12 protein-coding genes are annotated in these 14,481 nt (G+C 35.3%); 9 read left to right on the forward strand and 3 right to left on the reverse strand.

From position 1 onward, the window contains the following. Positions 1 to 16: 16 nt before the first annotated feature. The 3 genes from GX497_06330 to GX497_06340 are packed head-to-tail and all read right to left on the reverse strand — an operon-like array spanning position 17 to position 3,787. Positions 17 to 2,221: a hypothetical protein gene (locus GX497_06330; GenBank protein ID HHY72831.1), complete on the reverse strand. Its 2,205-nt coding sequence runs from the start codon at positions 2,219 to 2,221 to the stop codon at positions 17 to 19. Between the two features lie 14 nt (positions 2,222 to 2,235). After that, positions 2,236 to 3,024, reverse strand: a complete 789-nt coding sequence (locus tag GX497_06335; protein ID HHY72832.1) for a hypothetical protein — start codon at positions 3,022 to 3,024, stop codon at positions 2,236 to 2,238. Next, positions 3,008 to 3,787, reverse strand: coding sequence for a hypothetical protein (locus tag GX497_06340; protein ID HHY72833.1), 780 nt, complete (start codon positions 3,785 to 3,787; stop codon positions 3,008 to 3,010). The genes GX497_06335 and GX497_06340 overlap by 17 nt, the downstream gene beginning before the upstream one ends. A gap of 233 nt (positions 3,788 to 4,020) precedes the next feature. Between GX497_06340 and GX497_06345 the strand changes: the two genes are divergently transcribed. The 9 genes from GX497_06345 (at position 4,021) to GX497_06385 (ending at position 14,478) form a co-directional block, all read left to right on the forward strand. Then, positions 4,021 to 5,757, forward strand: a complete 1,737-nt coding sequence (locus GX497_06345; GenBank protein ID HHY72834.1) for a hypothetical protein — start codon at positions 4,021 to 4,023, stop codon at positions 5,755 to 5,757. A 79-nt stretch (positions 5,758 to 5,836) separates the two neighbouring features. Continuing rightward, entirely contained in the window at positions 5,837 to 6,673 is an 837-nt protein-coding gene (locus tag GX497_06350) for a photosystem reaction center subunit H (GenBank protein ID HHY72835.1), read from the forward strand. A gap of 22 nt (positions 6,674 to 6,695) precedes the next feature. Beyond that, on the forward strand, positions 6,696 to 7,976 hold the full coding sequence (locus tag GX497_06355; protein HHY72836.1) for a hypothetical protein: 1,281 nt from the start codon (positions 6,696 to 6,698) through the stop codon (positions 7,974 to 7,976). Between the two features lie 27 nt (positions 7,977 to 8,003). Then, positions 8,004 to 9,668, forward strand: a complete 1,665-nt coding sequence (gene tadA, locus GX497_06360; protein ID HHY72837.1) for a Flp pilus assembly complex ATPase component TadA — start codon at positions 8,004 to 8,006, stop codon at positions 9,666 to 9,668. A 15-nt stretch (positions 9,669 to 9,683) separates the two neighbouring features. Continuing rightward, positions 9,684 to 10,730 (forward strand): type IV pilus twitching motility protein PilT, encoded by a 1,047-nt coding sequence (locus GX497_06365; GenBank protein ID HHY72838.1) that lies wholly within the window; start codon positions 9,684 to 9,686, stop codon positions 10,728 to 10,730. Between the two features lie 122 nt (positions 10,731 to 10,852). Next, positions 10,853 to 12,064 carry a type II secretion system F family protein gene (locus GX497_06370; protein HHY72839.1) on the forward strand — a complete coding sequence of 404 codons (1,212 nt, stop codon included), beginning with the start codon at positions 10,853 to 10,855 and terminating at the stop codon, positions 12,062 to 12,064. Between the two features lie 62 nt (positions 12,065 to 12,126). Next, the gene (locus GX497_06375; protein HHY72840.1) at positions 12,127 to 12,579 is read left to right on the forward strand and encodes a type II secretion system protein; all 453 of its coding nucleotides are present in this window, start codon (positions 12,127 to 12,129) and stop codon (positions 12,577 to 12,579) included. A 74-nt stretch (positions 12,580 to 12,653) separates the two neighbouring features. After that, positions 12,654 to 13,415: a prepilin peptidase gene (locus GX497_06380; protein HHY72841.1), complete on the forward strand. Its 762-nt coding sequence runs from the start codon at positions 12,654 to 12,656 to the stop codon at positions 13,413 to 13,415. A gap of 82 nt (positions 13,416 to 13,497) precedes the next feature. Further along, positions 13,498 to 14,478 carry a pilus assembly protein PilM gene (locus GX497_06385; GenBank protein ID HHY72842.1) on the forward strand — a complete coding sequence of 327 codons (981 nt, stop codon included), beginning with the start codon at positions 13,498 to 13,500 and terminating at the stop codon, positions 14,476 to 14,478. Positions 14,479 to 14,481: the final 3 nt, after the last annotated feature.

The following is a 14,481-nucleotide window of genomic DNA, read 5'->3' on the forward strand; positions in this document are numbered from 1 at the left end:
TTTATTATAAATTAAATTATTTTACAACTAAATCATCAGCGATAACTTGTAAGCGATTAACCCTTGGCAATGAGCTTAGCTGGTCGGTAATTACGCGGTTGTCATATTCCACATAGAAACGCGATCGTTTCCCTTTGGAGTCAGGGTGATCGAAATATGCTAAATTCTTTGCTTGATTGATTGCACCTTCATTCTTTGGATTGAAATTGTAGCGGATTGCATTAATTATAAGCTGTTCTCGAGCGAATACTCCGCCTTCTATTTGAAAATGGGAGCCAACACCATAGAGAGTGGCATTTTTATCGGTATAGAAAAATCCTTTTAAATTAGGTTTTTCATTAATAAGTGTAACAAGCTCCTTGCTAAAAGGGGCTACACTATAATCAACATCGTCGTACTCGTTGATTCGAACGATTTTTAATTCTCCATTGCTAATAAGAACAAGTTGCTTTCTTTTTGAATTAGGATCCAACGGGTCGTCCGTTGGGTCATCCAAAGCACCATCGATATTGACATTATCAATCATGGTTGTTCCTGTAACATAAATTGTAGCATCAAAATTAATAAATTCTTTATTACCACTATCACTTTTGATATATAAATCTCCATTTACAAGAATGTTACCTTTTATAATAACAGGATTGTCTTCAGAGCCACCATTAATTTCAAGCGAACCATTGATGACTAACCATCCTTTCTCATGATTATCATCATTTTTTAATAATAACCCATCAGTTGGTAAATATTTAGTCAATTTTAGGATATTATCTGTTTCGTCTGCACTAGCATTCTTTTTGTACTTATTTAGAAGTTCAGGAGCACCGCCTTCAGTTTTCTTATCGATATTCGTAAAAAATAGAGTGTTTGATGTCCCATTTATATCTTTAGTAAAAAGGTAATAATTATTTCCATTGTATGTCTCAAGCATTGATTCTTCGAGTAAAAATAATTTTTTTTCTGTTGGTTTTTCATTATGCTTGCATGTAAACTTTGGATTTTGAAACATATCACTAAGTTCATTTGTTCTAATGTTTTCATCTCCGGTAATAATAGCGCTAATATAAGTAAACTCACTTGATGGACTCCGATAATTTTCAACAAGTGCATCTGTTTCAATTAAGGCATTATAAAATGAAGATGTACTATACCCAGAACAATCTAAATCACTATAAGAGGGATTTTCATCAAGTGTACCATCAGCTTTTAAAGAAATTGGTGGTGCACCAGATTCAGTCCATTTAAGAGAAAATGTTTCAGGAAAGCTCATATCTACAAAGTTTGAGCCAACAGATTTTATAACAGGGATGCCCTTGATGCCGTCATCTTTTTCCTTGAATACCCCTTCATAAAAAGGGGCTTTTTCAGGTGTACTTTCACGTTTATTAATAACTTTAGTCGTATACAAAGTACCAAAAATACTTGGACCGTGAAATAGCCCAGTTTCATCTGGTGGTTTTGGCATTCCAGTAATAGCATCTATATCAATATATTTCGCTCTACTATGAAGTTCCAATGTTGGTGCAAACACATTGCCGATAATATCGGGTGAGCCGTTAATTACAAGGGCACTTAAAGGGTTGCCAAAATCATCCTTTATATTATTAGTAGTGCCTGATTCCTTCCCATACGCCCCAACTGCATAATTTAGAAAGCTTGGTGTCGGTGATAAAATGACATTTTGAGTGGCTTTTCTTTCAATTGTTGGATTGTTTGCCTCGGTACCTTTATAAGTAACCGTAATTTTAAAGACTCTTAAATAATTATCTTTCTTAAAGGATATTTCATCAGTAATGTTATAATCTCCGTAATTACCTTCTTCTATCTTGACTTCATAATCTGGACTGCTAAAAGCGTTTTCTGTATCGGTTTTTTCAATATATAACTGAACATCATAGTTGGTTCCGCTATCAGATGGCTTTTCCTTTTTTAGCATGTCTTTAATTGGACCGTTTTTATCTATGTTTTCCTGCAATTTAACTAATACTTCACTTATGATTACTTTTGCACTTAAGGTTGTATCAATGTCTAGCTCTCTTATTTCCGTGCGCTTTACATTGTTAATTGAAGCACCTAAAACAGCTAAGCCAAGTACAGAGAAAATTAATGAAATTAATAGTACAAGAACTAAACTTGACCCTTTTTCGTTCAGATTATTACAAAATAATTGCCGAACATGATTTTTACGATTGAGTGTAGGCCAGATTTTTCTGTTTTTGGACATATTTATTCCCTCCTTTAAAACCCAAATTGGCTTTTTAAATGTAATTTGTACTTATCGTTTTCCAACCCTGCTCTTCTAATGACGAGTGAAATATCAACAATGCCATTTTCACATTTTTTATTAAAAAATTTTTCCTCAGCTGTACCGATTTTATCAGGATCTATGACAACTGATGAAGAATAAGAGCAGGTAGCATTAATTTCAGAAACAGGTGCTGGAATATATGGCGATGGGCTTGTCGAATTTATTATAACAAAATCATATTTTTCGGAATTGAATTGTTCCTTTGAGTCTGCTATCAGTGGGCCGATGCTGATTTTATTATTACTATCTCTTATAGCTTCGTATTTCTCAATCACAACATTATTTACCTTATTGCCGTCAGCTTTCGTTTTTTCGATAATTTTAATTTGTGTGATTGTTTTATCGTTCTCTTTTAATTCACTAGAGTTCGCGATTTTAACATTATCATTAGTGCCCCCAGAGATTTTTATAGCCTCTGTACTATGAATTTCGATGCAGATGTTTTCTCCGTCATGTGGCGGTAATGATGTTTTTGAATCATCGCATACTTTAATATCACTAATTTCAGATGAATTGAGTGTTTGCATAATCCGTGTTATTACATAATCTGCTTCATCTTTGAGGACTTGTTTGATTCCTATTTCTTCATATGTTCTTATCCCTACAAGCAGCAACCCGTAGGCAACTCCTAAAACCATTGTACTAATAATAATCGCTAATAGTAATTCAAGAAGTGTAACGCCATCGCTATTACGTATCAATTTAACGATATGCTTCATTAGAGATAACCCCTTCAAATACAATATTTTCCTTATTCTCATCCCAATTAACGACAACAAACACTTGCATTAATTGTTTTTCATAAACAGATGTCTTTCCATTTAAAAGGTCCTCAATATCTGTAGTAAGATTTGGGTTATTTTTTTCTTTAAGTAATTTGATTAGTTCTTTAGGTATGTCGCTCTTATAATAATTTGTTAAATAAACCTTTACGATCTGGTTATCATCTGTTTTTTCTTTATAAAAAGGTTTGCCGTTAATTTCTGGGCTTAGGACATTCATACAAACTTTTCCTGTTATATCAGACCCATTGCTAAATAAGGACAAATCTTCATCTGAATTATTAAACTTTGAATTTGTGAAATTGGTCAAATCAATATTGATTGTAGATTGCTTTGCTGCTGATAAATCACGATTTCCATCCGCATCAATTGTTACTGACGATGCATCAATTGTCCCATCATCATCAAAAAAACAATACCGCCAGTCCAATGTTGCAAACAGATCACTTTCTTGCTGTAAAAACGCATACATATTTTGGAAGTTTTGTTTCTCCATATAGTTCACAACATTTCTACCAACATTAATGGCAATTGTTTTGTCCTGGCTATGCATCGTATACTTGTAAGCTTGCAAAAAGAATCCCATTAATGGAAAAACAATGACAAAAATAAGTGTAATAGAAAGCAAGACTTCTACTAAAGTGAATCCATTTTTATTTTTGACAAAGGTAAGGTTAAACGAGCATTTTTCGTTGCCCAAGGATGTCCCCTTCTTTCCTTAAATTTCAATACTTTTTTGAATATGTGATTTTCGTCACAAATTGTTAACAAAGGTAGAACTTTATCTAAAATTGCTTTTAAATTTCCAATTTTTATTATACAATAAATTGCGAATGAATAAATGTCATTTTAAAATCATTCGACTAAGCATGGAATAGTTTTCAATATTTGGTCAAATTTCCTAACAAATTTAAATGAAAGCAGGTGATAAAATTGGTAGTTTTCATTGTTGGCTTCATCCTTGTTTTAATTCTTATTCCTATTTTATATTTTATTCCTCTTAACTTTAATAAGAAGGAAAAAGTGATGATTGCTGTCTTATCCTTTATACTCGCGGAAATTGGTTTGTTTGCAAATAAGTATCTTCCTATGTGGCAAGCAATTATTGTATTGTTATTATTAGTTTTAGTTGCTACTTATTTTTTCGGAACAAGGCTAAAATCGAGCTTAGGAAAAGTCGGAATGGGAAAACGAAATGCACTTGTTGAGCAAGGTGATTGTGTTGATTCATCTGAAAACAATTCGAAAAACAGAGATAAGCTAGAAGAAGAGGAGCAAAATAAAGATTTCGGTGATTTTCATTTAGGCCAAGATGCGATTGATAGATTACTATTAAAAAAAGTGCAGCCGAAATCTAATAATGAAGTGGAGCATCTGCCTGAACTAACCAGCAACATTGCAACTGAGGAATCTCAAGAAGCCCAAGAACAAGAACTAGCGAAGGATGCTCATACTCTTTCTCCAATAGATTCATTAGTCCCTTTGAAAGAAGGAAATGATGAAGAACAAAGCGGGGTTATTGAAGATTCTTATAATAATGCAGAATTGTTCTCTGATTTTGATGATATTCCAAAAGCGGAAAAAGCGGTAGCAAGCCAAGATGATGAACAACAAAATGAAAATGGTCAGCTTGAAATTGATGTATATAATCCTTCAATGGGGGAAAATAGCCAACAAGAACAACTTGAAAAAAGAGAACAAAGTAAAGCTTCTCAAGAAGATAATGAAATATTGCAACAAGATATAATCGATGTTCCAACTGAAGACGGAGTCCAAAATGAACTACATAAGCTTGAAGAAGAATTAACACTGAATCAATATTCAAAAGTTGATCTCGAAGATTTATTATCAGGACAACGCAATGATAATGATAGCGAAGGTGTAGAAGAGCCAACTGCTGATTCAACCATTCACGTTGATTCTTCTGATGAAGACGATATGGAGCTATTGCAACGACGTGCTTCATTGTTTGCTGAACTTGATGGCGAAGGAGAAGCAATTATTGAAGATGCAGACATTTTGGCTCAACTTGATACAAATGAAACAACTGATTTAGAAGGTACCGAAGAAATAGAAACTATTGAAGCTATTGAAAGCGACAATGAAGATAATAAAGATGATTATACTATTGAAATTATTGAAGATACAGATCCTCTAATTATGGAGCAATTAATAGCTGCAATCTCTGAAACTATTAGTAATGATCAAGAAGAATTTGGTGAAAATGAAGAGCAGGAACACGTTGAACAAACAACACTACAACAAGAAGGAATTGAAGAAACAATTGAGGAAATAATGTATAATTATGATAATACCGCTACTGGTTTAGATGGCGAGGAAGATAGTACAATTAGTAATGTTGAAAATCTGGCAAATACACAAGGAAGTACAAAGACACAGCAGCAAATATTGCATACAATGGTACAGTTTATTGAATTATCTAAAGCTCAATTATCAGTAGAAGAGTACGAAGAGCTTATCCGTGCCCATATGGCGGCGGAGCTCTCTGACCATGATTATTTTATTTTTTCGTATTTGTTAATTGAACATTACATTTTACAAGGGCAGTACGATAAATTAACAGCTTTATTGCAAGAACTTAAAGCCCGATTTTCTAAATACCCAGTTTTAAACCAACAAATTCAATATCTTTTTGAAAGATATTGCTAAATGCCACATGATATTAAACTTTATAGAATAAAAGACAGCAAAGATAGGCGAATTTTTTAGAAAAGGTATGGTGAATAAAATGAAAAAAAGTAGTCAAATATTAGGTCTACCAATTATTAGTATTATCGATGGTTTAGAAATCGGAATCGTGAAATCTCTAGTTATTAATCCCGATAAAGGCGGTTCAATTGATTTCATTATCATTGAGAAAGAAGATTGGCAAGTAAGTGTTAAAGCGATTCCTTTTAAAAAGGTTGTTGGAATCGGGGAATATGCGGTAACAGTACAATCTGAAAGTGTTGTCATTGATTTGAATGAAATCCCGATTGCTAATCAACTTGTTAATAAAAAAATAAAAATAAATGGCTCTAAAGTAATGACTCAAAAGGGTGAGTTGTTAGGGGAAATCGTCGAATATTATGCTGATGAAGATAACGGTCTAATTTTAGGTGCTTCACTAAGTGTTTCCAATCGGGAGGTTATAATTCCCGCAAGTAGTGTTATTACTTATGCAAGGGGCATTATTATCGTGAAGGAAAACGTTTCCAACTACTTCTTAGATACGCCGGAGCAATTAATTCACGATAATGATAAAAAAGTCGACTCCATTCCAGTTGAACTAGTTGTAAATGATAATGGGAGTGACGGCGTGCTTCTAGTAGATGAGCTTACTGAATCATCATCAATAAGCAAGGAACACCAAGAGCCTGTTTCAGATTCAGACCCTATTCAAGCGATTAAAGACCTGCAGTATGAAATCTTAAGAGGCAAGGTAACGACTAAAGATTTACTTGATTTGGATGGCAATGTACTAATTGCTCAAGGCACGGTTTTAGGAAGGGACGAAATTCTTAAAGCGCAACAATTAGGACCAAGCATGGTAATCCAATTATCAATGAATGTTGAAGGCGAGTAACCTGTAAGGAGTGTTCATGCTTGTGAGCAAATATTTGAATGTGAAACTATTAGGGCTATTGATTTGTTGTACTGCGTTTATTTTGGTAATCTCTCAACTAGGTTCAAAAGCATATGAAACTGTATTTAATGGGAAAAACATCGTTTTTTCAAACGGCACGATGATTAGTACTATCTCCTTAGAAGGCATGACGAAGCAAGAAGCTGAAACGGTATTAATAAATAAAATTCAAGAATGGAGTAAAACAAGTTCTTTCTCCATTCAATATCAAAATACAGTAACAGAATTACCTGATAATGTTATTAACATCGACGCGAAGGCAAGTATCCAAACAGTAGTGGATGGACAACAAACAGAGCTTGTCGTTGCGATTGATAAATCGCAAGTCGAAGAGGCTATTAACAAAACGGTTGCCAATCAGGATGTTTTACAAGATATAGACTTTGCTAAGGTTGAAGAGTCGTTGCTGCACTCAGTGCAGCAATTTCAAAATCAACCAGTTCGTCTTCAACTCTTAGCATATCTAAAAACAGATGGCGAAAATGCAAGTAAAGAATTGGCAGTAAGCAGCATAAAAGGGATTGCAAAAGAATATATAAATATTGAAGCAATCCTTGCAGAACAGGAAGAAATTGAAATTGGCGCAAATGAGACCATTTCATTTCGGAGTTTGTTTGAAATTAACGAATTTGATAGTGAAGCGTTGAGCATGATTGCTACTGGGATTTATAATGTGATTTTGCCGAGTAATTTCACGATTATTGAAAGAAATATTAGTAAACAATTGCCGCCATATAGTGAACTTGGTTTAGAAGCAAAAGTTTCAGATAAAATGGATTTGCTATTTACGAATCCGAATCCATACCCATACAAACTTACATTTGATTTAGGTAACGATACGCTCCAAGTTAAATTGAGTGGCCCGCCGTTTCCTTATCAATATAGTATAAAAAAAGAAACGGCATCTTATATACCTAAAACAGTTATCCAATTTTCGGCAAAGCTTTCGCCAACCCAGACGAAAATTCTTGACAATGGAAAAAAGGGCCTTTTAGCAAAAGTATATCGCGAGGCAAAAGACGATTATGATCAGATTGTTGAAACTACCTTTATTTCTGAAGACTTTTATCCACCAGAATATCGTGTTGCCCAACTAGGGTTAATGCCGAAAGAAACGAATGAAAATAATAATAACAGAGCCGTAGATTTAGACGACGTGGATAATAGTAGTGAAGATTTAAATAGTACTAACATGCTATCTGAAGAACAAGACGAAGAAGCATCTTATGAAGAACCGATATGATTAGCAAAAATGTTAGTAGGTGATACGATGAAAATGAAGCGAAAGCGTTTAGGTGATTTGTTAGTAGAACATGGCCTTATAACAAATGAGCAGCTTCAAGAGGCCCTAGCAACAAAAGAGAAAGGGCAAAAACTAGGAAATGCACTAATAAAGAAAGGCTATATTACGGAACAGCAGTTAATTGAGGTGTTGGAATTTCAATTAGGAATTCCACACGTAAGTTTATATCAATATCCAATTGATAAAAGCTTAATTAACCTTATTCCAAAAGAATTTGCATCAAGAAATTCGCTTGTTCCATTGAAAAAAAGTGGTGATCGTCTTTATATTGCGATGGCAGATCCAATGGACTATATTTCAATCGATGATTTGCGCTTAAGAACTGGATTTCAAATTGAGACGGTAATTGCCACAAAAGAAGATATTCAAAGAACAATTCGTCGCTATTATGATTCAGAAGATACATTTGACATTGATGCTAGCGTTACGGGAAATGTAACACCACAAGAAGACGTTGAACAGATAACGGATGAAGATGCTCCAATCGTTAAATTAGTAAACCAGCTGTTATTAAATGCTGTTCAACAGCGGGCAAGTGATATTCATATTGACCCACAAGAAGATAAAGTATTATTAAGGTTTCGTGTCGATGGCGTGTTAAAAACAGAACGAACTTTTCCGAAAAACATTCAAAATGTATTAACAGCAAGAATCAAAATTATGTCAAAGCTTGATATAACCGAAAGTAGGGTGCCGCAAGATGGTCGTATAAAACGGACAATAGATTTTCGTCCTGTTGATTTGCGGATTTCAACATTACCAACTGTTTATGGTGAAAAGGTCGTAATGCGTATCCTTGATTTAGGCAGCGCCTTAGCTGATATTAATAAACTGTCACTTAACAAAATAAATTATAAAAATTTTATGGAATTGATCGAAAGACCAAACGGTATCATTCTCATTACAGGGCCAACAGGTTCAGGGAAATCAACGACACTTTATGCCGCTTTGAATCACTTAAACCAGGAAGATACGAATATTATTACTGTTGAGGATCCTGTTGAGTATCAACTTGCAGGAATTAACCAAGTACAAGTAAATGCAAACGTCGGGATGACATTTGCAAGAGGATTGCGAGCCATTCTTCGGCAAGACCCTAACATTATCATGATAGGAGAAATTCGTGACCAAGAAACTGCCGAAATTGCCGTTCGTTCCTCTCTTACTGGTCACTTAGTTTTAAGTACAATCCACACAAATGATGCGATTAGTACAGTAACGAGATTAATAGATATGGGAATTGAACCGTTTTTAGTGGCTTCTTCATTAGCAGGTGTCCTTTCCCAGCGGCTTGTCCGCCGTGTTTGTAGAGATTGTGTGGAGACGATAGAGCCAACAAAAAGTGAGTTGCAGCTTTTTGAAAAACGAGGAATCAAGATTGATAAAGTTGCTAGGGGGAAGGGCTGTGGGCGTTGCAGTATGACAGGCTTTAAAGGGCGCCTTGCTGTTCATGAACTACTAGTAATTGATGATAGAATTCGTCGGATGATTATGGATGGAGAAACGAATGCGAAAATTCGCGAACAAGCGATACGAAATAATATGATTTTTCTCCTAGATGATGGACTTTTGAAAGTGAAACAAGGATTAACAACAACAGCTGAAATATTAAAAATTGCTTTAAGTGAATAGGGTAGGGGATTGGTAATGAAAAACCGAATCGAAAATTTGATGCGCGCAGCCTACGAACTAAGAGCGTCGGATTTACATTTAACGGTAGGGGTTCCGCCTATCTTAAGAATCCATGGGGATTTAAAACGATATGGAACTGACACACTTAAACCGTTAGATGTCGAACAAATGGCACAAGCGATTGTTTCGCCGAAAATGTGGGAGCGTTTTAAAGAAGTAGGTGAAATTGACTTTTCTTATGGCGTTAAGCAAGTATCCCGCTTTCGTGTCAACGTATATCAGCAGCGTTCATGTGTATGTATGGCAATCCGTGTTGTTCCAACGAAAATTCCGACGATTGAGGAATTAAAAATGCCTGAGGTTTTAAAAAAAATAACTACAAAACCACAGGGCCTTGTCCTAGTAACGGGACCAACAGGAAGCGGAAAATCGACAACACTTGCATCAATGATTGACCATATGAATCGTAATATGAGGAAACACGTAATTACACTAGAGGATCCAATTGAATATCTTCATAAGCATAATAACTGTATTATTGACCAGCGGGAAATAGGCTTTGATACGGGGTCATTCGCTGCAGGCTTACGCGCTTCCTTGCGGCAAGACCCTGACGTTATTCTAGTAGGAGAATTGCGAGATTTAGAAACAATCTCGACAGCGATTACGGCCGCTGAAACTGGACATCTTGTCTACGGTACACTACATACATCAAGTGCTCCTGCAACTATAGATCGGATTATTGATGTATTTCCACCGAATCAGCAAGGGCAAGTACGAATCCAGCTTGCTACAGTATTAGTAGCGATTATTTCACAACGCCTGTTTCCAACTATGAATAAATCAGGAAGATGTGCGGGAACTGAAATATTAATTAATAATTCGGCAGTGGCTAACTTAATTCGCAATGAAAAGATACATCAAATTCCGAATATTATGCAGACAAGCCGTGGAACTGGGATGCATACACTTGAAATGGATATTAAAAATTTAGTAGCCAAGGGAACAATCTCTAAAGAAGTTGCTAATCCGTTTTTAGCTGAGCATCAGGGGGAAATCTAATATCTGATAAGTTATAACAATATTTTACATTTTTTCACAAAGTTGTAACATTTTCTATGTCACTTATTTACATTTTTATATTAAAATTTGTATTAAGGATGCATTCAAAGAAGGTTGATGCCATGGCACAATTTAAGTACATAGCCCGGGAAATGAGCGGGAAAAAGCGAACAGGAACGCTAAGGGCTGATTCAAGACGAGAAGCCATCTCCAAATTAAAGGATCGCGGAATACGCGTTCTCCAAATTGATGATGTCCCAGAAACAGCATTGAATAAAGAAATTCATATCGGGAATCCAGTCAAATTAAAAGATTTTGTTATCTTCTTACGGCAATTTTCAACATTGTTGAAAGCAGGGGTCACAATTGTTGATGCAACAAGAATATTAAGCATGCAAACAGAAAGCAAAGCCTTGCGTAAATCCCTTGGTCTTGTCTTAGAAGATTTAAACCAAGGGATTCCATTATCAGAATGTGCGGCAAAGCATAAGCGCATCTTTCCGCCGATGTTTATCAACCTAGTAAAAGTGGGGGAAGCAAGTGGAGCGCTTGATGAAACATTGGAAAGATTAGGTGATCATTTTGAAAAGCAGCATGAAACAAAGTCGAAAATTCAGTCAGCTTTAGCTTATCCAATTGTCGTTGGGATTATTGCAATCGGTGTCGTTATTTTTTTGCTGAAAAGCGTAGTTCCAAACTTTGCTGATATGTTTGCAGATTTTGGCGCAGAGCTACCGCCGATTACGAAATTTGTTCTTTTTTCAAGTGACTGGATACAAACAAAATGGTGGATTTTATTGATAGGTGCCATTATAATTTCGTTATTCATTATCTTTTTGAAAAAAAATAATGCTACCAAATATTATCTTGACTATACAATATTGAAAATCCCGATATTTGGAAGATTGATGCAAAAAGCATTACTCGCTAGGATGACAAGCACTCTAAGTTCGTTGTTTGCTAGTTCCGTTCCAATCTTGGAAGCTGTATCAATTGTTGAGAGGGTTGTAGAAAATGAAGTATTTGCAAGAGTATTGCGGGAATCGCGCACTTCCCTAGAACATGGGACTTCTATAACAGTACCAATGAGAGCCCATTGGGTTTTTCCACCGCTCGTTACCCAAATGATTTCGATTGGTGAGAAAACAGGTGCGCTTGATGCAATGCTCGCGAAGGTTGCTAATTTCTATGAACTAGAAGTAAACACAGCGACAGACCAAATTAAATCATTGATCGAGCCGTTAATGATTGTTTTCTTAGCTGTGATTGTCGGTGTAATCGTTCTTTCGATTATGGTGCCAATGTTTGGTATCTTTAACCAGGTAGGTGCGTAATAATTTTTATTATTGCGTCTATATAAAAAATAAACATAAAAAGATGAAATGGGGGGAACAGTATGCTAAAACGCATGCTAAAAAACGAAAAGGGTTTAACATTAATTGAATTGCTTGCAGTTGTTGTTATTCTAGGTATTATTGCAGCATTTGCAGTACCAGCAATTGGTGGAATCATCGACAATACTAAAAAGGATGCACATGTTGCGAATGCGCAGCAAATGATAAGTGCAACGAAACTTGCATTAACAGCGGATCCTGATCTGGCACCAATTGGAGCAACATCTACAACTGTTACTCTTGGGGACTTAATAACAAATGGTTATCTGCAAGAGAAAATAAAGGATCCAGATGATAAAGCGGCAGGAGCATATGATGAAGACGAATCAAAAGTAGTTATTAATAGACCAGATAAAGATAGTCCTCAATTAACCTATACGGTAACATTAAAGGGAAGTAAGAGGGAGATTAATGGTATTGACGAAGGTGAATTAGGACGCGATAAAGTAGAATAATAATTAATTTACGACGACTCTAACTAAACAAGATAACTCCTAAAGAGTTATCTTGTTTTATTAAGGATGGGAATATGTTATTTATTTATAGTTATTTATTTGTCATCGGTTTAGTATTCGGCTCGTTTTTCAACGTTGTCGGGCTACGCGTTCCAGAAAATTTGTCGATTGTTAAACCGCGCTCAGCTTGTCCAAACTGTCATCATCAATTAACAATGCTCGAATTAATACCTGTCTTATCATTTTTAATCCAAAAGGGCAAATGCCGAAGTTGTCACACTAGAATATCACCAATATACCCATGTTTTGAATTGGTGACTGGTATTTTATTTGTATATTCTTTCTATCATTTTGGTTTTAGTGCGGAACTAATTGTCAGCTTGACATTTGTGTCTATGCTCATCATCATTGTCGTTTCGGATCTGAAATACATGCTTATTCCTGATAAAGTTTTATTATTTTTCGCACCAATGCTCATCATTGAACGTATTATTATTCCACTAAACCCATGGTGGAATTCGTTTTTAGGTGCGTCTGCTGGTTTCTGTCTGCTATTGATGATTGCTATTATTAGTAAAGGCGGCATGGGTGGTGGCGATATAAAGCTATTTGCTTTAATCGGGCTTGTACTTGGCTGGAAATTAGTGTTACTAGCTTTTTTTATGTCAACATTGTTTGGAACGGTCTTTGGTATAATCGGAATGTTGTTAAAGAAAGTCGAACGGGGTAAACCGATGCCATTTGGTCCCTATATTGCAATCGGTGCGCTTGCTACCTATTTTTGGGGTGAGAATATAATTAATTGGTATAGTACAAATATTTTAATGTTAATATGATTTTTTTATACATATTTTTAATATATGAATTTCGTAAACTATGATTATATATTGTTCATGATATTATCGGAGGAGGATTCCTGTGGTTTTACGGCTTTTTGGAAAAAAGCGTTGCGCTAATATAGTCATTAAAGATCATGTTATTCGATATATGGAAATTCGTTCATCCTCTCCACTCAGCATCCGATTGCAAGGAGAACGTGATTTGCCTTCTGGGATTATTAGTGAAGGACATATTGTGGATAAGGAATCTTTAATTTTAATCCTTGAAGAATGTGTTGAAGAATGGAAAATCAAAGGCCAGGATGTTCGATTTATCGTTCCTGATTCTTTCGTTGTTATTCGTACGGTTGAGGTGCCTAATGAAATAAATGATGATGAAATAAAAGGATATTTATATTTAGAGCTTGGGACAAGCATCCATTTGCCTTTCGAGGATCCCGTATTTGATTTGTTCGTCCTTGGGACAACCGAAAATAAAAAAAATGTACTTTTATTTGCTGCACCAGAGCAAATTGTGCAAGATTATGTTGAAGTTTTCGAAGAAGTGAAGCTAAATCCGATAGTTGCCGATATTTCGCCATTATCGATTTATCGACTATATGCAAAGCTTGATTTAGCAAATCCAAATGATCATTTAATGGTCATCCAGTTCGATTTGCCGATGGTCAACGTTAGTTTATTTCATGATGATAAACCGCTTTTTATGCGGCATTTAGTCTTTGATTTGAATTATTCCCTATGGCAGAAAAATTATAATGGCGAATATGAGTGGAAAGGTGAACAAGCCGATTTACAAGCACAAATGGAAGATATTTTTACGGAAATAGACCGGATAATGAATTTTTACCGTTTTTCGATGCAGCAAGGAAATCAAGAAGTAACGAAAATTTTGTTAACTGGCGATCACCCAGACCTTGATAATATAAAAAACAGGTTAGTAGAATTATATGAAGTCCCAATTGCGACGATTAAAGATGCAACATTAGTTGATTCAAATAGTGAAGAATTGCATCGCAAATTTCACCTTGCCCTAGGGCTTGCAATGAAAGAGGTGAATTGAGTA

Source organism: Bacillus sp. (in: firmicutes), assembly GCA_012842745.1.
In the GTDB taxonomy this organism is placed as follows: Bacteria; Bacillota; Bacilli; order Bacillales; family Bacillaceae_J; genus Schinkia.

Bases quoted from the DNA above. Each gene is read 5' to 3' on its own strand.
- GX497_06330 (HHY72831.1), bottom strand. From the start codon at position 2,221: ATGTCCAAAAACAGAAAAATCTGGCCTACACTCAATCGTAAAAATCAT.
- GX497_06335 (HHY72832.1), bottom strand. From the start codon at position 3,024: ATGAAGCATATCGTTAAATTGATACGTAATAGCGATGGCGTTACACTT.
- GX497_06350 (HHY72835.1), top strand. From the start codon at position 5,837: ATGAAAAAAAGTAGTCAAATATTAGGTCTACCAATTATTAGTATTATC.
- tadA (HHY72837.1), top strand. From the start codon at position 8,004: ATGAAAATGAAGCGAAAGCGTTTAGGTGATTTGTTAGTAGAACATGGC.
- GX497_06365 (HHY72838.1), top strand. From the start codon at position 9,684: ATGAAAAACCGAATCGAAAATTTGATGCGCGCAGCCTACGAACTAAGA.
- GX497_06370 (HHY72839.1), top strand. From the start codon at position 10,853: ATGGCACAATTTAAGTACATAGCCCGGGAAATGAGCGGGAAAAAGCGA.
- GX497_06375 (HHY72840.1), top strand. From the start codon at position 12,127: ATGCTAAAACGCATGCTAAAAAACGAAAAGGGTTTAACATTAATTGAA.
- GX497_06380 (HHY72841.1), top strand. From the start codon at position 12,654: ATGTTATTTATTTATAGTTATTTATTTGTCATCGGTTTAGTATTCGGC.